This is a genomic window from Mycobacterium sp. E2497 (assembly GCF_001668695.1).
In the GTDB taxonomy this organism is placed as follows: domain Bacteria; phylum Actinomycetota; class Actinomycetes; order Mycobacteriales; family Mycobacteriaceae; genus Mycobacterium.
In genome coordinates this window covers 75,807-95,315 of record NZ_LZKD01000143.1, presented here as the reverse complement: position 1 = coordinate 95,315, position 19,509 = coordinate 75,807, and the positions used below count along the sequence as shown (strand labels likewise).

General features: G+C 68.8%; 12 protein-coding genes and 1 tRNA gene. 11 read left to right on the top strand and 2 right to left on the bottom strand.

The genetic code is table 11. The features are described 5' to 3' along the window. On the top strand, positions 1-82 hold an 82-nt coding region (locus A5713_RS28290), incomplete at its 5' end, for a 3-deoxy-7-phosphoheptulonate synthase (RefSeq protein ID WP_143265404.1). Positions 83-263: 181 nt separating this feature from the next. On the opposite strand, the gene A5713_RS13195 is transcribed toward A5713_RS28290, so the two are convergent. After that, a tRNA-Arg gene (locus A5713_RS13195) sits at positions 264-337 on the bottom strand. A 187-nt stretch (positions 338-524) separates the two neighbouring features. Between A5713_RS13195 and A5713_RS13190 the strand changes: the two genes are divergently transcribed. The 5 genes from A5713_RS13190 (at position 525) to A5713_RS13170 (ending at position 9,562) form a co-directional block, all read left to right on the top strand. Continuing rightward, positions 525-1,772 carry an alpha/beta hydrolase gene (locus A5713_RS13190; RefSeq protein WP_067921950.1) on the top strand — a complete coding sequence of 416 codons (1,248 nt, stop codon included), beginning with the start codon at positions 525-527 and terminating at the stop codon, positions 1,770-1,772. 152 nt (positions 1,773-1,924) lie between these two features. Next, positions 1,925-3,394, top strand: coding sequence for a wax ester/triacylglycerol synthase family O-acyltransferase (locus A5713_RS13185; RefSeq protein ID WP_068096059.1), 1,470 nt, complete (start codon positions 1,925-1,927; stop codon positions 3,392-3,394). Beyond that, positions 3,391-5,136 carry an HAD-IB family hydrolase/lysophospholipid acyltransferase family protein gene (locus tag A5713_RS13180; protein WP_068096057.1) on the top strand — a complete coding sequence of 582 codons (1,746 nt, stop codon included), beginning with the start codon at positions 3,391-3,393 and terminating at the stop codon, positions 5,134-5,136. The genes A5713_RS13185 and A5713_RS13180 overlap by 4 nt, the downstream gene beginning before the upstream one ends. Beyond that, on the top strand, positions 5,133-7,502 hold the full coding sequence (locus A5713_RS13175) for a glycerol-3-phosphate 1-O-acyltransferase (RefSeq protein ID WP_067921960.1): 2,370 nt from the start codon (positions 5,133-5,135) through the stop codon (positions 7,500-7,502). Before A5713_RS13180 ends, A5713_RS13175 begins: the two co-directional genes overlap by 4 nt. 29 nt (positions 7,503-7,531) lie before the next feature. Continuing rightward, positions 7,532-9,562 carry a cytochrome c oxidase assembly protein gene (locus A5713_RS13170; RefSeq protein WP_068096055.1) on the top strand — a complete coding sequence of 677 codons (2,031 nt, stop codon included), beginning with the start codon at positions 7,532-7,534 and terminating at the stop codon, positions 9,560-9,562. A 112-nt stretch (positions 9,563-9,674) separates the two neighbouring features. On the opposite strand, the gene A5713_RS13165 is transcribed toward A5713_RS13170, so the two are convergent. Further along, a complete protein-coding gene (locus A5713_RS13165) occupies positions 9,675-10,919 on the bottom strand; it encodes an HNH endonuclease signature motif containing protein (RefSeq protein WP_068096053.1) in 1,245 nt (414 codons plus the stop codon). Positions 10,920-11,237: 318 nt separating this feature from the next. Here A5713_RS13165 and A5713_RS13160 point away from each other — a divergent pair, with 318 nt between their 5' ends. From A5713_RS13160 to A5713_RS13140, 5 genes are all read left to right on the top strand, one after another. After that, a complete protein-coding gene (locus A5713_RS13160; protein ID WP_068096051.1) occupies positions 11,238-11,720 on the top strand; it encodes a single-stranded DNA-binding protein in 483 nt (160 codons plus the stop codon). A gap of 80 nt (positions 11,721-11,800) precedes the next feature. Beyond that, positions 11,801-13,477: an energy-dependent translational throttle protein EttA gene (gene ettA / locus A5713_RS13155; RefSeq protein ID WP_067921970.1), complete on the top strand. Its 1,677-nt coding sequence runs from the start codon at positions 11,801-11,803 to the stop codon at positions 13,475-13,477. A gap of 116 nt (positions 13,478-13,593) precedes the next feature. Then, positions 13,594-18,438, top strand: a complete 4,845-nt coding sequence (locus A5713_RS13150; protein WP_068096049.1) for an NAD-glutamate dehydrogenase — start codon at positions 13,594-13,596, stop codon at positions 18,436-18,438. Beyond that, positions 18,435-18,848 (top strand): thioesterase family protein, encoded by a 414-nt coding sequence (locus A5713_RS13145; RefSeq protein WP_055400158.1) that lies wholly within the window; start codon positions 18,435-18,437, stop codon positions 18,846-18,848. The genes A5713_RS13150 and A5713_RS13145 overlap by 4 nt, the downstream gene beginning before the upstream one ends. Beyond that, the gene (locus A5713_RS13140) at positions 18,836-19,507 is read left to right on the top strand and encodes a hypothetical protein (RefSeq protein WP_068096047.1); all 672 of its coding nucleotides are present in this window, start codon (positions 18,836-18,838) and stop codon (positions 19,505-19,507) included. Before A5713_RS13145 ends, A5713_RS13140 begins: the two co-directional genes overlap by 13 nt. The last annotated feature ends 2 nt before the right edge of the window (positions 19,508-19,509 follow it).

Genomic DNA, 19,509 nt, shown 5'->3' with positions numbered 1-19,509 from the left:
CGAGACCGCGTGCGACCCGCGGCTGAACACCCAGCAGTCGCTGGAGCTGGCGTTCCTGGTCGCCGAAATGCTGCGCGGCTAGGTGCACCAAAAGCGAGATGCGACGGCAAGTCACGGTCGCGGTCACGTTCCACGGCATCGACTTCGCTGGTGGGCTGAGGCGAAGAATGTCCCGGAGTCCGACCCAGCCGAAAGCCGTCCACCACGATGCCGGTGGAGCCGATCATCGGCTTTTCAGCGGACCAAAAACGCCGTCCGACCAGTGCCCCCGGCACGACTCGAACGTGCGACCTAGGGATTAGAAGGCCCTTGCTCTATCCACCTGAGCTACGGAGGCAATGTGCACGTCAGTCTATTCCAACGGCGTGTCGTAACCCGACTCGCCGCCGCGCCGCACACGAAAAGCGTTCGCGCCCCGGCGTTATCGGCTATGGTTGGGAACCTCGACACACGTAGAACACCGACCGGTCATCGGCCGTTAACCGCAATGAGGCGTGTGCATATCGTCGAGGGGTGGCGTTGCTATGAGCGTGACCACGCACGTGACTTCCCGGTGCTCGTGGGCCGGTAACCAGGCCTTACGCCTGGCGGGCGATGCGAAAGACGCCTATCGGGTCGGCACGCTGTTGCTGCGCGGCTCGCCGTTCGCGCTGGGCTGCCTCGCGGGCTGGCTCTCCACCGAGTTTCCTCCCCACGTCGTGACCGGGCACGCGTTGTCGCGCCTCGCGCACCCGTCCATCGGGCGCGTCGGCACCAGCTGGGCGGCGCAGCGGGCGGACCGGGCCCTCACCGCGGCGCTCGACGAAGCCCTCGGTCCCGACTTCCGCGAGCAGGTCTGCCACCCGGCCGGCATCAAGCCCGTCTGCGCACCCCGCAGCGGCGTGTTGAACAGGCCCGGACCGCACCGCCGGTACGCGGCCCAGACGTCCGACATCCCCTACGGTCCGGGCGGACGCGACAACCTGCTCGACATCTGGCGGCGTCACGACCTCGCCCCGGGGCGGCGGGCGCCGGTGCTGATCCAGGTTCCCGGCGGGGCGTGGACCGTCGGCGACAAACGGGTGCAGGCCTACACGCTGATGAGCCGCATGGCCGAGCTCGGCTGGATCTGCGTCTCGATCAACTACCGCAAGAGCCCGCGTTCGACGTTCCCGGCGCACCTCATCGACGTGAAGCGGGCGATCGCCTGGGTCCGCCACAACATCGCCGACTACGGCGGTGATCCCGACTTCATCGCGATCACCGGCGGGTCGGCGGGCGGGCATCTGGCCTCGCTGGCCGCGCTCACCCCGAACGACCCGGCGTTCCAGCCCGGATTCGAAAACGCCGACACCACGGTTCAGGCCGTCGTGCCCTACTACGGGGTGTACGACTTCACCGACTCCGAGCACATGCACGACTTGATGCTGCCGTTCCTGGAGCACTTCGTCATGAAGGCCCGCTACGCCGACGAGCCCGAGCGGTTCCGGGCGGCGTCGCCGGTCTCCTACGTGCACAGCGGGGCGCCACCCTTCTTCGTGCTGCACGGCGAGAAGGACGAATTGGTGCCCAGCGGCCAGGCCCGTGCCTTCTGCGCCGCGCTGCGTGCGGCCGGCGCCGCCACGGTGGCCCACGCCGAACTCGCCAACGCCCATCACGCGTTCGACATCCTCTCGACGGTCCGCTCGCGGCTGGCCGCCAACGCCGTCGCGGATTTCCTCGGTGTCGTCTACGGGCGCCGCGTCAGCCCGCTGCTGGACTTCGTCCCGCTGGCGGCCACGTCGGCCAGCTGAGCCCGGCCCCGGTAAACCGGCGCCCGGCGCCGACCGCTCCTTTCACCAGCGCGGCAACCCGACTAGCGTTGGGTTGGCGATGGGGTTGGTGGTGGGTCCGAGGCAGGAGGCTTGATCTTCGGTGACAGGGTTGGCGCGTCGGTCGGAGAGCCATGACTGAGTCCGATGGGGTCGTGAAATTGTCCGACCAGCTGGGACCGGTCGACTATCTGATGCATCGGGGCGAAGCGAATCCGCGGACGCGATCGGGCATCATGGCGCTGGAGCTCCTTGACACCACGCCGGACTGGGACCGGTTTCTGAGCCGCTTCGAAAACGCCTCCCGACGGGTCCTGCGGCTGCGGCAGAAGGTGGTCGTGCCGACCCTGCCGACGGCGTCACCGCGCTGGGTGGTGGACCCCGACTTCAACCTCGAGTTCCACGTGCGGCGGATGAGGGTGGCCGAACCCGGCACGCTGCGCGACGTCTTCAACCTCGCCGAGGTGATGTTGCAGTCGCCGATGGACATCTCCCGGCCGCTGTGGACGGCCACCCTGATCGAGGGGCTGCCCGGCGGGAAGGCCGCGACACTGCTGCACGTCAGCCACGCCGTCACCGACGGCGTCGGCGGGGTGCAGATGTTCGCCGAGATCTACGACCTCGAACGCAACCCACCTGCCAAGGCGACACCCCCGCTGCCGGTTCCGCAGGACCTCACACCCAATGATTTGATGCGCCAAGGCATTAACCACCTGCCCGCCGCGGTGGTCGGCGGCGTCCTGAGCGCGGTCTCCGGCGCGGTCTCGGTCGCCGGGCGTGCGGTCCTCGAGCCCGCGTCCACCGTGTCGGGCGTCGTGGGTTACGCCCTCTCGGGCATGCGGGTGCTCAACCGGGCGGCCGAGCCGTCGCCGTTGCTGCGGCGGCGCAGCCTGGCCACCCGCACCGAGGCGATCGATATCCCGCTCGCCGACCTGCACCGGGCCGCGAAGGCCGGCGGGGGATCGATCAACGACGCCTACCTCGCCGGCCTGTGCGGCACCCTGCGGCGGTACCACGAGGCGCTCGGCGTGCCCATCAGCACGCTGCCGATGGCGGTACCGGTGAACCTGCGGGCCGAGGCCGACACGGCCGGGGGCAACCGGTTCACCGGCGTCAACCTGGCCGCGCCCGTGGGTACCGTCGATCCGGTCTCGCGGATGAAGAAGATCCGCGCGCAGATGACGCAGCGTCGCGACGAGCCCGCGATGAATATCATCGGTTCGGTCGCGCCCCTGCTCAGCGTCCTGCCGACCGCGGTGCTCGAGGGCATCACCGGGTCGGTGATCGGTTCCGACGTCCAGGCCAGCAACGTCCCGGTGTATCCCGGGGACACCTACATCGCCGGTGCAAAGGTGTTGCGGCAGTACGGCATCGGTCCGCTGCCGGGAGTGGCGATGATGGTCGTGCTGATCTCACGCGGCGGGTGGTGCACCATCACCGTGCGCTACGACCGGGCGGCGGTGCGCAACGAGCCGCTGTTCGCCCAATGCCTGCTGGAGGGCTTCGACGAAATCCTGGCGCTGGCCGGCGATGGGGCACCCCGCGCGGTGCCTGCCTCGTTCACCGAGCCGGCGACGTCGGCGCGGACGGTGGCGGGTTCATGAACGCCACCGAGGACCAGGGAGGCCAGGGCGGGGCGGCCGGCGGGGACATGCGTCTGCCCGGCTCGGTCGCCGAAATCATGGCCAGCCCGCCGGGCCCCAAGATCGGCGCGTTCTTCGACCTCGACGGGACGCTGGTGGCCGGCTTCACGGCGGTGATCCTCACCCAGGAGCGGCTGCTTCGCCGCGACATGGGCGTGGGTGAGCTGCTCGGCATGGTGCAGGCCGGCCTGAGCCACACATTGGGCCGCATCGAGTTCGAGGACCTCATCGGCAAGGCCGCCGCCGCGCTGGCCGGCCGCGTGCTGGACGACCTGGAGGAGATCGGTGAGCGGCTGTTCGTGCAGCGCATCGAGTCGCGGATCTACCCGGAGATGCGCGAGCTGGTGCGGGCGCACGTGGCTCGCGGGCACACCGTGGTGCTGAGCTCGTCGGCGCTGACCATCCAGGTCAACCCGGTGGCGAGGTTCCTGGGCATCTCGAACATGCTCACCAATAAGTTCGAGACCACCGAGGACGGGATACTCACCGGCGGCGTGCAGAAGCCGATCCTGTGGGGACCCGGCAAAGCCGCTGCGGTGCAACGGTTTGCCGCCGAGAACGCCATCGACCTCAAGGACAGCTACTTCTACGCCGACGGAGACGAGGACGTCGCCCTGATGTACCTGGTCGGCAACCCGCGCCCGACCAATCCCGAGGGCAAGATGGCCGCCGTGGCCAAGCGCCGCGGTTGGCCGATCCTGCGGTTCAGCAGCCGGGGGCCGGTGGGTCTGCGGCGCCAGCTGCGCACCCTCGCCGGCTTCGGCTCGATGTTCCCGGTCGCCGCCGGCGCCGTCGGCATCGGCGTGCTGACCCGCAACCGCCGGCGCGGCGTCAACTTCTTCACCTCGACCTTCTCCCAGCTGTCGCTCGCGATCACCGGTGTGCACCTCAACGTCATCGGCCAGGAGAACCTGACCGCGCAGCGGCCGGCGGTGTTCATCTTCAACCACCGCAACCAGGTGGACCCTGTCATCGCCGGCGCACTGGTGCGCGACAACTGGATCGGCGTGGGCAAGAAGGAGCTGCAGAAGGACCCGATCATGGGCACGCTCGGCAAGCTGCTCGACGGCGTGTTCATCGATCGCGACGATCCCGCCGCCGCGGTCGAGACGATGCACGAGGTGGAGGACCGGGCCAGGAAGGGGCTGTCGATCGTGATCGCCCCCGAAGGCACCCGGGTCGACACCACCGAGGTCGGGCCGTTCAAGAAGGGCCCGTTCCGCCTCGCCATGGCCGCCGGAATCCCGATCGTGCCGATCGTGATCCGCAACGCCGAGCTCGTCGCCGCCCGGAACTCCACCGTCGTCAACCCCGGCACGGTCGACGTCGCGGTGTTTCCGCCGATCTCGGTGCAGGACTGGACCATCGAGAACCTGCCGGACCGGATCGCCGAGGTCCGGCAGTTGTACCTGGACACGCTGGCCAACTGGCCCGTCGGCGACGAGCTGCCCGCGGTCGGCCTGTACCCGGAGAAGAAGGCCGCGGCGAAGGCCAAGGCGCCGGCGAAAAAGGCTGCGGCCAAGGGTGTTTCCAAGGCGCCCGTAAAGAAGGTGGCGGCGAAGGCGCCGGCAAAGAAGGCCGCGCCGAAACCCAAGCCGGCCAACGCGAATCCGCACGAATCCCAGGCCGCCCTCAAAGACGGCGAGGCGCATAGGCCCGCCGATGCGGCGGTCAACGCCGAACCGCCCGAAGGGCAGCCGTGACCGAACCGGCCGCGGATACCACCGCGGTCCTCACCGGCGACGACTCGCTGGTGTTGGCGTCCATGGCGTCGCCGGTCGAGCGGGAACTGGTGACAACCTGGATGGCCCAGCAGTGCGGCGACCAGCCGGAGGCCAGATTCGACGTCCTCGAACTGCCACCGCCCAACGCCCCGCCCGACGCGCTGACCGCGCTGATCGAGCGGCTCGAGGCCGGCGACGACGACCCCGACCGCGCACCCGCCGACCGTTCCATCGTGCCGGTGCGGGTGTTCTGGCTGCCGCCGCCGGATCGCGGCAGGGTCGCCAAGCTGGCCGGCCTGCTCCCCGGGCGGGATCCCTACCACCCCAACGAACGTCAGCAACTGCACATCATCCGCAACGCCCCGCAGCGGGCGCGGGTGGTGGCCGGCGAACCGGCGAAGGTCTCCGAACTGCGCCAGCAATGGCGCGACATCACCGTCGGCGAGAACGAGACCGACTTCGCCCGGTTCGTCATCCGCCGCGCGCTGCTGGCGCTGGAACGTGTCGAGTACCGGATCCTGGGGCCGCAGTACAAGTCTCCGCGGCTGGTGAAGCCGGAGATCTTGGAGTCCAGCCGGTTTCGCGCCGGGCTGAAGAATATCCCCGGCGCGACCGTCGAGGAAGCCGGCCGGATGCTCGACGAACTCTCCACCGGCTGGAGCCGGGTGTCCGTCGACCTCGTGTCGGTCCTCAGCAGGGCGATCAGCCGCGGCTTCGATCCGGAGATCGACTACGACGGGTATCAGGTCGCGGCGATGCGCGCCGCCCTGGAAACCCATCCGGCCGTGCTGCTGTTCTCGCATCGGTCCTACATCGACGGCGCGGTGGTCCCGGTGGCGATGCAGGAGAACCGGCTGCCGCCCGTGCACGTGTTCGCCGGGATCAACCTGTCCTTCGGCGCGATGGGTCCGCTGTTGCGCCGATCCGGGGTCATCTTCATCCGGCGCAACATCGGCGGAAACCCGCTCTACAAGTACGTTTTGCGCGAATACGTCGGCTACATCGTCGAGAAGCGGTTCAACCTGAGTTGGTCCATCGAGGGCACCCGCTCGCGCACCGGCAAGATGCTGCCCCCGAAACTCGGCCTGCTGTCCTACGTCGCCGACGCCTACCTGGACGGCCGCAGCGAGGACATCCTGTTGCAGCCGGTGTCCATCAGCTTCGACCAGCTGCACGAAACCGACGAGTATGCGGCCTACGCCCGCGGCGGCGAGAAGACGCCCGAAGGCGTCAGCTGGCTGTACAACTTCATCCGGGCGCAGGGCGAGCGCAACTACGGCAAGATCTACGTCCGTTTTCCCGAGGCGGTGTCGATGCGCCAGTACCTGGGCCCGGCCCACGGCCCGCTGACCCACGACCAGGACGCCAAACGGCTTGCGCTGCAGAAGATGTCATTCGAGGTAGCCTGGCGGATCCTGCAGGCGACGCCGGTGACCGCGACGGGTCTGGTGTGCGCGTTGCTGCTGACCACGCGCGGCGCGGCGTTGACGCTCGCCCAGCTGCACCACACGCTGCAGGACTCGCTCGACTATCTGGAACGCAAGCAAACCCCGATGTCGACGAGCGCGTTGCGGCTGCGCTCGCGCGACGGGGTGCGGGCGGCGGTCGACGCGTTGTCCAACGGACATCCGATCACCCGAGTCGACGGGGGCCGGGAGCCGGTGTGGCGCATCGCCCCCGACGAGCAGCACGCGGCGGCGTTCTACCGCAACTCGCTGATCCACGCCTTCCTGGAGACGTCGATCGTCGAGCTGGCGCTGGCACACGCGCGGCACGTCGAGGGCGACCGCATGCAGGCCTTCTGGGATCAGGCGATGCGGCTGCGCGACCTGTTGAAGTTCGACTTCTACTTCGCGGACTCGGCGGCGTTCCGGGACAACATCGCCGAAGAGATGGCCTGGCACGACGATTGGGAAGCCCACGTCGCCGCCGGCGGCGACGAGATCGACGCGTTGCTGTTCGCCAAGCGGCCGCTGATGGCGGACGCGATGCTGCGGGTCTTCTTTGAGGCCTACGAGATCGTCGCCGACGTGCTGCGGGATGCGCCGCCCGACGTCGATCAGAAGGAGTTGACGAAATCGGCGCTCGGCGTGGGCCGCCAATATGTGGCGCAGACCCGGGTCCGCAGCAGCGAATCGGTGTCGACGCTGCTGTTCGCCACCGCCTACCAGGTGGTCGCCGATCAGGACCTCACAGCACCCGCGCCCGATCTCGTCGAACGGCGGATCGCGTTCCGGCAGGAACTGCGGGACATCCTGCGGGACTCCGATCACATCGGCCGGATCGCCCGCAACCAGTTCGTCGCCCGCGAGAAGAAGGCGCGTCAGGAGCGCCTGCCTCGGTAGCCGCCGGTGCGCGGCCATACCCTGGCTGTATGACGGTCGATCGGTCTGTGGCCACCCCGCGCGCGCTGGTGTGGCCGATGCTGACCGGCGTCGCCGTGCTGGCCGGCTGCACGGCGGCCGGCATCGGGGCGCTGTCACTGGCCGACGCGCTGACCGCCACCGGCCTGCCGAACCCCGGCCCCGCGACCACGCTGGGGCTGCCATTCGTGCGGGCGGCCGGGGAGATCGCCGCGGTGCTCGCGGTCGGGTCGTTCCTGTTCGCGGCGTTTTTCGTGCCGCCGCAACGCAACGGCGTCCTGGACGCCGACGGCTATCGGGCGCTTCGCCTGGGCACGTTCGCGTCGGGGGTGTGGGCGCTGTGTGCCGCGCTGCTGGTCCCGCTGACCATCTCCGACGTGTCGGGCCGACCGTTGGTCACACTCCTCGACCCGGTGCGGATCTGGTCGGTGGCCGGCCTGGTCACCACCGCCTCCGCCTGGCGCTGGACCGCGGCGCTGGCCGCGGTGGTGATGCTGGCCAGCCTGCCGGTGCTGCGCTGGTCGTGGACGCCGCTGTTGTTCGCCGGCTCGCTGCTGACGTTGATCCCGCTGGGATTGACCGGCCACTCGTCCGCGGGCGGGTCACACGACCTGGCCACCAACAGCCTGCTGATCCACCTCGTGGCCGCCGCGGTGTGGGCCGGTGGGCTGCTGGCGCTCGCCGCGTACGGGCTGCGCGGCGGGGGATATGTCGCCCTGGCGGCGCGGCGGTTTTCCGCGATCGCGCTGTGGTGCTGGGTCGCGATGGCGCTCAGCGGGGTGATGAACGCCGTGGTGCGCGTGCCCATCGGTGACCTGTTCACGTCCGACTACGGGCGCCTGGTGGTCGCCAAGTTCGCCGCGCTGTGCGCGCTCGGGATCCTCGGCTGGCGCCAGCGGCGCTCGGCCGTGGCCCGGCTGCAGGTGGAACCGGACCTCCCCGACGCGCGTCGCGCCCTGCTCCGGCTGGCGCTCGCCGAGGCCGCGGTCTTCGGGCTGACGTTCGGCGTCGCCGTCGGGCTGGGCCGCACCGCGCCGCCGCCCCCGCCGAGTCGGCTGCCCTCGATCCCCGAGGCCGAAATCGGCTACGACTTCGACGGGCCGCCGACGCCAGCCCGCATCCTGTTCGATTGGCGCTTCGACCTGATCTTCGGCACGGCCGCCATCGTCTTCGCGGTCCTCTACGTGGCCGCCGTGCTGCGGCTGCGTCGCCGAGGCGACGCGTGGCCGCCGGGCCGGACCGCGGCATGGCTACTCGGCTGTTTCGCGTTGCTGTTCGTCACCTCGTCGGGGGTCGGCCGCTACATGCCGGCGATGTTCAGCGTGCACATGATCGCGCACATGGGCCTGTCGATGCTGGTCCCGATCCTGCTGGTGCTCGGCGCCCCGGTCAGCCTGGCGCTGCGGGCGCTGCCCGCCGCCGGTCGTGACGAGCCGCCCGGGATGCGGGAATGGCTGCTCGCCGCGCTGCACAGCCGCTACTCACGCTTCGTCACCAACCCCGTGGTCGCCACCGTGTTGTTCGTCGCGGGCTTCTACGGGCTGTACCTCTCGAACCTGTTCGACACGGCCGTGGGCAGTCACGCGGGGCACCTGGCGATGAACGTGCACTTCCTGGTCAGCGGCTACGTCTTTTATTGGATCGTCATCGGGGTCGACCCCACGCCGCGCCCGATCCCTCCGCTGGCCAAGGTGGGCGTGGTGTTCGCGTCCCTGCCGCTGCACGCGTTCTTCGGCGTGGTGCTGATGGGCACCCGGAAAGTCCTCGGCGCCGACTACTACCGCTCCCTCGGGTTGAGCTGGCACAGCGACCTGCTAGGCGATCAGCGACTGGGTGGTGGCATCGCCTGGGCGGCGGGGGAGGTGCCCCTGGTGATCGTGATGCTGGCGCTGTTGGTGCAGTGGGCGCGCAGCGACGACCGCACGGCCCGCCGGCTGGACCGCGCCGCCGAACGCGATGACGACGCCGAGCTGGTCGCCTACAACGCGATGCTCGCCGAGCTGGCGCGGCGCGGCACGCCGGGACATGCCAAGCCGCGGTGACGAGGTGCTTGAGTTGCGGAGCTCGAGCGGCTCTTTGTCCCTGACAACACCCCGTTGACGGATACTGCGAACGACTCGCCTCCCCGCCAACCCGTTTCGCTTCGACGCCGGGCTAATTCCTGGACGGTGGTGGTTGGGGTCGGAAGGGGTCGTACCACCACCATTCGGCGCGTTCGCCGATCGGTCCCGGGCACGGCGGGACGGCGGGCGGCGGTTGAGTGGGTGGGCGCGCCAGCGACCCCGGACTCAGTGTGCGCCCGGCGCCGTCGTTGAAGGTGAGATCGGGTGCGGGTCCCACGATGGTGATGCCCCCGGAGTGGTGCAGCCGGTGGTGATGAGGACAGACCAGCACGAGGTTGGTCAGCTCGGTGGGGCCGCCGTCTTCCCAGTGCCGGATGTGGTGGGCGTGCAGACCGCGGGTGGCGCCACAGCCGGGAACTGCGCACGAGCGGTCGCGGTGCTCCAGCGCGCGGCGCAGTCGCCGGTTTATCAGGCGGGTGGTTCGGCCGGCGCCGATGGGCTGGCCGTCGCGGTGGAACCACACCTCACAGGTGGCATCACAGGTCAGGTATTGGCGCTCGGCGTCGGTGAGCAGCGGACCCAGATGCAGAGCCGCGGTGCGCGTTTCAGCATCGACGTGCACCACCACGGTGGTGTGCTGTCCGTGGGGCCGGCGGGCCGCCTCCGCGTCCCACCCGGCCTCGACCAGGCGCATGAAGGCCTCGACAGTGCCCGGCAGCGGCGGCGCGCTTTCCGACGCTCCGTCGGCGCGGTCGTGCTTCCATTCGGCGACCAGCGCGTCCTGGTGCGAGGCCAACGCGGCGTCGAATTTCGCGGCGTCCGGAGGCGGGAGGGCGATCCGATAGCAGCTGCCCTGCTCGGTGGAAGTCTTCCTGAACGAGCGCTCGGGCTCGCGCCGGGGTTCTGGGTCAGGGCGCGGTTCGAGGCTGATCGCGGTTCGCAGCTGGTGCACCGTGGCCACCCGCGCCAACTCCGCATAGTGCGCGTCGGAGCCGTCGCCGGCGCGTGCGGCGATGATGCCGACCTGGTCCAGCGACAGCCGCCCGTCGCGCAGGCCCTGGGTGCAGCGGGGGAAGTCCTCGACCCGGTGCGCGACGGTGGCGATCGTGTGCGCGGTGGTCGACGACAACCCCAGCTTCCAGGCCACCAACGCCGCGACCGAGCGCGCGCCGGTCATGCCGCACAGCTCATCACGCTCGATCTCGGCGACCAGGTCCACGATGCGCCCATCGATGGCATTGCGCTGGCCGGCCAACTCCGCCAACTCCTCGAACATCACCTCCAAACGCTCGGCAGGGCTCACTGCCACAGCGCTAGCCGGTGCGGTGGAAGACATGGACCCATCATCGCAGCGGGGTACGACGGGTTTCGGCTGCCGATTTCGCGCTCGGACTGACCTTCGTCACCTCAAGCGGACAGCCTGATTGGCCCGAAACTGCAGGCCCGGGTGGTAAGGGGACCAAGGACCAATAATGCGCGATCGCACTCATCGCCGGACTACTCCACAGTCCCGACTCCTTCCACAGGGCCGCCGACCTGGACACGGTTTGAGCCGCTCTTGCCCGCCGGCCCGTCGGTGGCGCCGAGCTCAATGGCAACCAGGACGGGCGGTGACGCGTTCGCCGCCCGATAGCAACCGAGAAGGGATCAGCCAATGTTTGAAACACCGCTAACGGTCGTCGGACACATCGTCACCAACCCCGAACGGCGACAGGTCGGCGCGCAGGAAGTGATCAAGTTCCGCGTCGCCAGCAATTCCCGGCGACGCATGGCCGACGGCGGCTGGGAGCCCGGCAACTCGCTGTTCATCAACGTCAATTGCTGGGGCAAGTTGGTCACCGGCGTCGGCGCAGCGCTGGGCAAGGGCGCACCGGTGATCGTGGTGGGCCATGTGTACACCAGTGAGTACGAAGACCGCGACGGCAACCGCCGCTCATCACTGGAGATGCGTGCCACCTCCGTCGGGCCCGACGTGTCGCGCGCGATCGTGCGCATCGAGAGGCCGGGCTACACCGGCCCGACTGCCGCCGAAGCCACCAAGCCACCCGCGGATGCGGCCGGCGCCGCTGGTGAGGACGCCGATTGCGACGGCACCATCGAGTCCGCGGGAACGGGACCGCTGCCGATGTCGGCTTAGCTGCGGAATCCGGTCCCCCGGGTGATGCCTAGGATGGTCGCGAGAACTCTCTGAAAAGACCAGAAAGGCACAACCGCGGCATGGCTGAGTTCATCTACACGATGAAAAAGGTCCGCAAGGCGCACGGCGACAAGGTGATCCTGGACGACGTCACGTTGAGCTTCTATCCGGGCGCCAAGATCGGTGTCGTCGGCCCCAACGGCGCCGGCAAGTCGAGCGTCTTGCGGATCATGGCCGGGCTGGACAAGCCGAACAACGGCGAGGCGTTTCTGGCCACCGGCGCCAGCGTCGGCATCCTGCAGCAGGAGCCGCCGCTGAACGAAGAGAAGACGGTGCGCGGCAACGTCGAAGAGGGGCTCGGCGACATCAAGGTCAAGCTGGACCGCTTCAACGAGGTCGCCGAGTTGATGGCCACCGACTACTCCGACGAGTTGATGGAGGAGATGGGCCGGCTGCAGGAGGAGCTGGACCACGCTGACGCCTGGGACCTCGACTCGCAGCTCGAGCAGGCGATGGACGCGCTGCGCTGCCCGCCTCCGGATGAGCCGGTGACGAATCTGTCCGGTGGTGAGCGGCGCCGCGTGGCGCTGTGCAAGCTGCTGTTGTCCAAGCCCGACCTGCTGCTCCTCGACGAGCCGACCAACCACCTGGACGCCGAAAGCGTGCAGTGGCTGGAACAACACCTGGCCGCCTACCCGGGTGCGGTGCTGGCGGTGACCCACGACAGGTACTTCCTGGACAACGTCGCCCAGTGGATCCTCGAGCTCGACCGCGGTCGTGCCTATCCCTACGAGGGCAACTACTCGACCTACCTGGAGAAGAAGGCCGAGCGGCTCTCGGTGCAGGGCCGCAAGGACGCCAAGCTGCAGAAGCGGCTCACCGAGGAGCTGGCCTGGGTGCGGCAGGGGGCCAAGGCGCGGCAGGCGAAGAACAAAGCCCGCCTGCAGCGCTACGAGGAGATGGCCGCCGAAGCGGAGAAGACGCGCAAGCTCGACTTCGAGGAGATTCAGATCCCGGTCGGGCCGCGGCTGGGCAACCTCGTCGTCGAGGTCGACCACCTCGACAAGGGCTACGACGGGCGGACCCTGATCAAGGACCTGTCCTTCACCCTGCCCCGTAACGGCATTGTCGGTGTCATCGGCCCGAACGGTGTCGGCAAGACGACGCTGTTCAAGACCATCGTCGGGCTCGAGCAGCCGGACAGCGGGACGGTCAAGGTCGGCGAAACCGTCAAGCTCAGCTACGTGGACCAGTCCCGCGCCGGTATTGATCCCAAAAAGACCGTCTGGGAAGTCGTTTCCGACGGGCTGGATTACATCGAGGTCGGCCAGAACGAGATCCCGTCACGGGCCTACGTCTCGGCGTTCGGCTTCAAGGGCCCGGACCAGCAGAAGCCGGCCGGCGTGCTGTCCGGCGGCGAGCGCAACCGGTTGAATCTGGCCCTCACGCTGAAAGAGGGCGGCAACCTGCTCCTGCTCGACGAGCCGACCAACGACCTCGACGTCGAAACGCTGGGTTCGCTGGAGAATGCCCTGGAGAAATTCCCGGGCTGCGCCGTGGTGATCTCCCACGATCGCTGGTTCCTGGACCGCACGTGCACGCACATCCTGGCCTGGGAGGGTGACGAGGACAACGAGGCCAAGTGGTTCTGGTTCGAGGGCAACTTCGGTGCCTACGAGGAGAACAAGGTCGAACGGCTCGGTGCCGACGCGGCGCGGCCGCACAGAGTGACCCACCGGAAGCTCACGCGCGACTAGTGTCAGCTGCGCAGCCCCGACGAAGCGGCCCCGATGGCCGCGGTGGGGGCGTCCCCGTTGCGGGCAGAGTGGGCGGTTGAGCACAGTGGCATGTGTATGAGTTGGGAGCCATCGGCATGACGATCGATCCCGGAGCGAAGCAGGCCCTCGAGCCGTGGACCGCCTTCACCCAGCAGCAGGACATACCGGACTGGATCGCGCGGGCCTACATCGAGAGCTATCGCGGTCCGCAGGGCGACGACCCCGGGGCGGCGGAATCCGGTCCGATCGACCTGACGGTCCCCACCGCCATCGTGACTCCCGGCATGCTCGGCGCGCACTATCAGCTCGGCCGGCACCGCCCCTCCGGTGAGAGCCGGGTCGCGGTCTACCCGCCGGATCACCCGGCCGGATTCGGGCCCGCCCTGCAGGTCGTCACCGACCACGGCGGCATGCTGATGGACTCCGTCACGGTGCTGCTGCACCGGCTGGGCGTGCCCTACGCGGCCATCATGACCCCGGTCTTCGAGGTGCACCGCAAACCGACTGGCGAGCTGGTCAGCGTCGACTCGAAACCACCCGGCGCCCCGCAATACGTGGGCGAGGCGTGGATACACGTGCAACTGTTGCCGTCGGTCGACAGCAAGGGCCTCGCCGAAGTCGAACGGCTGCTGCCCAAGGTCCTGTCCGACGTGCAGCAGGTCGCCAGCGACGCGGGCGCGTTGATCGACGCCCTGAGCGGGCTGGCCGCGGCGGTCGAAGGCAACGCGCAGGGCCACTTCTCGGCCCCCGACCGCGAGGACGTCGCGGCGCTCCTGCGTTGGCTGGGCAACGGTAACTTCCTGCTGCTCGGCTACCAACGCTGCCGCGTGCAAGGCGGCCTGGTCTCCGGCGACGGGTCACCGGGCCTGGGCGTCCTGCGCACTCGCACCGGTTCCCGGCCCCGGTTGACCGACGACGACACCTTGCTGGTGCTGGCCCAATCGGTTGTCGGCAGCTACCTGCGCTACGGCGCGTACCCCTACGCCATCGCGGTTCGGGAGAACCTCGGCGGCGACGACGGCGTCGTCGAGCACCGCTTCGTCGGGCTGTTCACCGTCGCCGCGATGAACGCGGACGTCCTGGAGATCCCGACGGTCTCCACGCGGGTGCGCCAGGCGCTCGCCCTGGCCGACAGCGACCCGATCCACCCCGGCCAACTGCTGCTCGACGTCATCCAGACCGTCCCGCGCTCGGAACTGTTCACGCTGAGCGCCGAACGGCTGTTGGCGATGGCCAAAGCGGTGGTGGACCTGGGGTCCCAGCGGCGGGCGCTGTTGTTCTTGCGGGCCGACCGGCTCCAATACTTCGTCTCGTGCCTGGTCTACCTGCCCCGCGACCGCTACACCACGCAGGTGCGGCTGCAGATCGAGGACATCCTGGTCCGCGAATTCGGCGGCACGCGGCTGGAATTCACCGCACGGGTGAGCGAATCACCCTGGGCCCTCATGCATTTCATGGTCCGGCTACCCGAAGACGCGCCGCAGGTCGACGTCTCCGAGGACAACCGGGTCCGCATCCAGGGCCTGCTGAGCGAGGCCGCCCGCACCTGGACCGACCGGTTGATCGCCGCGGCCGCGGACGGTTCCGTCGATCATGACGACGCCGAGCACTACGCGACCGCCTTCCCCGAGGTCTACAAACAGGCGGTCACCCCCGCCGATGCCATCGAGCACATCGCGATCATCAAAGAGCTGCAAGACAACTCGGTCAAGCTGGTGTTCTCCGAACGGGGCGAGGAGGGCGCCGCCCAGCTGACCTGGTTCCTGGGCGGGCGCACCGCATCGCTGAGCCAGCTGCTGCCCATGCTGCAGAGCATGGGCGTGGTGGTGCTCGAGGAGCGGCCCTTCACGGTGACCCGCCAGGACGGGCTGCCGGTGTGGATCTATCAGTTCAAGATCTCCACGCACCCGACCATCGCGCCCGCGACGACGACGGCCGAGCGGGAGGCGACCGCGCAACGATTCGCCGACGCGGTCACCGCGATCTGGCAGGGCCGCGTCGAGATCGACCGGTTCAACGAGCTCGTCATGCGCGCGCGGCTGAGCTGGCAGCAAGTCGTGCTGCTGCGCGCCTACGCGAAATACCTACGGCAGGCGGGCTTTCCGTACAGTCAGTCCTACATCGAGTCGGTGCTCAACGAGCACCCCTCCACCGCGCGATCGCTGGTCGTCCTGTTCGAGGCGCTCTTCGATCCCCGCCCGTCCGGGGCGTCGGCGAACCGCGACGCCCAGGCGGCGGCGGCCGCGGTCGCCGCCGACATCGACGCGTTGATGAGCCTGGACACCGACCGCATCTTGCGGGCGTTCGCCTCGCTGGTACAGGCGACGTTGCGCACCAACTACTTCGTCACGCGAGAGGGCTCGGCCCGCGCCCGAAACGTGCTGGCCCTCAAGCTCGATGCCCAGCTCATCGACGAGTTGCCGCTGCCGCGCCCCAAATACGAGATCTTCGTCTATTCGCCCCGCGTCGAAGGCGTGCACCTGCGCTTCGGCCCGGTGGCGCGGGGCGGGCTGCGCTGGTCGGACCGGCGCGACGATTTCCGCACCGAGATCCTCGGCCTGGTCAAGGCGCAGGCGGTGAAGAACGCCGTCATCGTGCCGGTCGGGGCCAAGGGCGGCTTCGTCGTCAAGCGGCCGCCGATGGCGACCGGCGATCAGGCGGAGGACCGCGAGGCCGCCCGCGCCGAAGGCATCGCCTGCTATCAGCTGTTCATCTCCGGGTTGCTCGACGTCACCGACAACGTCGATCACAAAACGAAGAAGGTGAGCCCGCCGCCCGAAGTGATCCGGCGCGACGGCGACGACGCGTATCTGGTGGTGGCCGCGGACAAGGGCACCGCCACCTTCTCCGACATCGCCAACGACGTCGCCAAGTCCTACGGATTCTGGCTGGGGGACGCCTTCGCCTCCGGCGGATCGGTGGGCTACGACCACAAGGCCATGGGCATCACCGCGAAGGGCGCGTGGGAGGCCGTCAAACGCCACTTCCGGGAGATGGGCGTCGACACCCAGACCGAGGACTTCACGGTGGTGGGCATCGGCGACATGAGCGGCGACGTGTTCGGCAACGGCATGCTGCTGTCCCGACACATCAAGTTGATCGCCGCCTTCGACCACCGGCATGTCTTCCTCGACCCCGACCCCGACCCCGCCGCCTCGTGGGAACAACGCCGGCGCATGTTCGACCTGCCGCGCTCCAGCTGGGACGACTACGACAAGTCGCTGATCAGCGAGGGCGGTGGGGTGTACAGCCGCGAGCACAAATCCATCCCCGTCAGCCCGCAGGTGCGCGAGGCCCTGGGCATCGACGGCGACGTCACCGAGATGACGCCGCCCAACCTGATCAAGGCGATCCTGCAGGCACCGGTCGACCTGTTGTTCAACGGCGGCATCGGCACCTACATCAAGGCCGAATCCGAGTCCGACGCCGACGTCGGTGATCGCGCCAACGATCCGGTGCGGGTCAACGCAAGCCAGGTGCGCGCCAAGGTGATCGGTGAAGGTGGCAACCTGGGGGTGACCGCCCTGGGCCGGGTCGAGTTCGACCTGTCGGGCGGGCGCATCAACACCGACGCCATGGACAATTCCGCCGGCGTGGACTGCTCGGACCACGAGGTCAACATCAAGATCCTGATTGACTCGCTGGTGACCGCCGGCAGGGTCGATCCCGACGAGCGCAAAGAGCTGCTGGAGTCGATGACCGACGAGGTCGCGCAGCTGGTGCTCACCGACAACGAGGATCAGAACGACCTGATCGGCACCAGCCGCGCCAACGCGGCCAGCCTGCTGCCGGTGCACGGCAGGCAGATTCAGTACCTGGTCGACCACCGGGGGCTCAACCGCGAACTGGAGGCGCTGCCGTCGGAGAAGGAGATCGACCGCCGATGCGAGGCCGGCATCGGCCTCACCTCGCCCGAGCTGTGCACCCTGATGGCGCACGTCAAACTCGGGCTCAAAGAAGAGATGCTGAACACCGAACTGACCGAGCAGGACGTGTTCGCCTCCCGGCTGCCCCTGTACTTCCCGACGCCGTTGCGGGAACGGTTCACCCCGGAGATCCGCACCCACCAGCTGCGCCGCGAGATCGTCACCACCATGCTGATCAACGACCTGGTCGACACCGCCGGCATCAGCTACGCCTTCCGAATCACCGAGGACGTCGGCGTCGGGCCGGTGGACGCGGTGCGGACGTACGTGGCCACCGACGCCATCTTCGACGTGGGCCAGATCTGGCGGCGCACCCGCGCGGCCAATCTCCCGGTCGCCTTGTCCGACCGCTTGACGCTGGATACCCGGCGGCTCATCGATCGCGCCGGCCGCTGGCTGCTCAACTACCGTCCACAGCCGCTGGCCGTCGGCGCCGAGATCAACCGGTTCGCCGCGAAGGTCAAAGACCTGACCCCTCGGATGTCGGAGTGGCTGCGCGGCGACGACAAGGCGATCGTCGAAAAGGAAGCCGCCGAGTTCGCGTCGCAGGGAACACCCGAGGACCTGGCGTACATGATCGCCGCCGGCCTGTACCGCTTCAGCCTGCTCGACATCATCGACATCGGCGACATCAACGACATCGACGCCGCCGAGGTCGCGGACACCTACTTTGCCCTGATGGACCGGCTTGGCACCGACGGCCTGCTGACGGCGGTATCCGAACTGCCCCGCAACGACCGCTGGCATTCCTTGGCGCGCTTGGCGATTCGCGATGACATCTACGCATCGCTGCGGTCGTTGTGCTTCGACGTGCTCGCGGTGGGGGAGCCGAACGAAAGCGGCGAGGAGAAGATCGCCGAGTGGGAACACCTGTCCGCGTCGCGGGTGGAGCGGGCCCGCCGCACCCTCATCGAAATCCAGGAAAGCGGGGAGAAGGATCTCGCGACGCTTTCGGTGGCCGCGCGTCAGATCCGGCGCATGACCCGCACCAGCGGAAGAGGTTCATCGAGTTGAGCGTCGGCTTCGTCGCCCCCGTACCGGTGCGCTGGTCGGACATCGACATGTACCAGCACGTCAACCACGCCACGATGGTCACGATCCTGGAGGAGGCCCGGGTCCAGTTCCTGCGTGAAGCGTTCGAGGTCGACATCTTGACCATCGGGTTGCTGATCGCCGAAGTCAAGGTGACCTACAAAGGTCAACTGCGGCTGGTCGATTCGCCGCTGCAGGTGACGATGTGGACCAAGCGGTTGCGGGCGGTGGACTTCACGCTGGGCTACGAGGTGCGCTCGGTGTCCGCGGATCCGGAATCCAAGCCCGCCGTCATCGCCGAGTCGCAACTGGCCGCCGTCCATATCGAGGAGGAGCGGCTGGTGCGGCTCTCCCCACACCATCGGGAGTATCTGCAGCGGTGGATCCGGTAGTTGACCGCGGACTTTGGCTGGGTCCACAGGACCGGGCCGCCCAGCGCAGGGATCTGGGCGCGTTCGTCGATCACGCGTTGCGACTCGACGACGCCGCGGTCATCCGCCTCCGCAACCGATCCACAGGGCTCCTGACGGCCTGGGTGGCAACCGGTTTCGACGTGCTGGCCAGCCGTGTGGTGGGCGGCCAGGTGCGGCCCGACGACCTGTCCGTGGGCGCCGACGCCCTGGCGCGCGGCCTGACCGCGATGGATGACTCCGGCTACGTCGACCCCGGGTTCGCGATGGACTCCGCGTGGCGGGGGGCGTTGCCCCCGGACACCGGCTTCAGCCACCTCGAGGACATCCCCGCCCGGGTGATGCTGGATCTGGCGCAGCGCGGCGCGCGACTTGCCAAGGAACACGGCAGTTCTCATGGCCCGCCGGTGTCACTGCTCGACCAGGAGGTCATTCAGGTGAGTGCGCCCGACGCCAGCGTCGGGCTGCCCATGCGGTGCGTGTTCGCCTTGACCGCAATGGGTTTCCTGCCGCAGTCTCCGGACGCCGTAGGCGCCGATGAGATGATCCGGGTCCGGATCCTGCCCACCTGGCTGCGCATCGACGCGCGGTTCGGCTCGGTGTACCGGCGCCGCGGCGACCCGGCGCTGCTGCTGCGCTGAGG

What these genes read in the sequence shown, in the direction of transcription:
- A5713_RS13185 (WP_068096059.1), top strand. Translation starts at nt 1,925, where the DNA reads ATGACTGAGTCCGATGGGGTCGTGAAATTGTCCGACCAGCTGGGACCG.
- A5713_RS13150 (WP_068096049.1), top strand. Translation starts at nt 13,594, where the DNA reads ATGACGATCGATCCCGGAGCGAAGCAGGCCCTCGAGCCGTGGACCGCC.
- A5713_RS13170 (WP_068096055.1), top strand. Translation starts at nt 7,532, where the DNA reads ATGACGGTCGATCGGTCTGTGGCCACCCCGCGCGCGCTGGTGTGGCCG.
- A5713_RS13180 (WP_068096057.1), top strand. Translation starts at nt 3,391, where the DNA reads ATGAACGCCACCGAGGACCAGGGAGGCCAGGGCGGGGCGGCCGGCGGG.
- A5713_RS13165 (WP_068096053.1), bottom strand. Translation starts at nt 10,919, where the DNA reads ATGTCTTCCACCGCACCGGCTAGCGCTGTGGCAGTGAGCCCTGCCGAG.
- A5713_RS13190 (WP_067921950.1), top strand. Translation starts at nt 525, where the DNA reads ATGAGCGTGACCACGCACGTGACTTCCCGGTGCTCGTGGGCCGGTAAC.
- ettA (WP_067921970.1), top strand. Translation starts at nt 11,801, where the DNA reads ATGGCTGAGTTCATCTACACGATGAAAAAGGTCCGCAAGGCGCACGGC.
- A5713_RS13160 (WP_068096051.1), top strand. Translation starts at nt 11,238, where the DNA reads ATGTTTGAAACACCGCTAACGGTCGTCGGACACATCGTCACCAACCCC.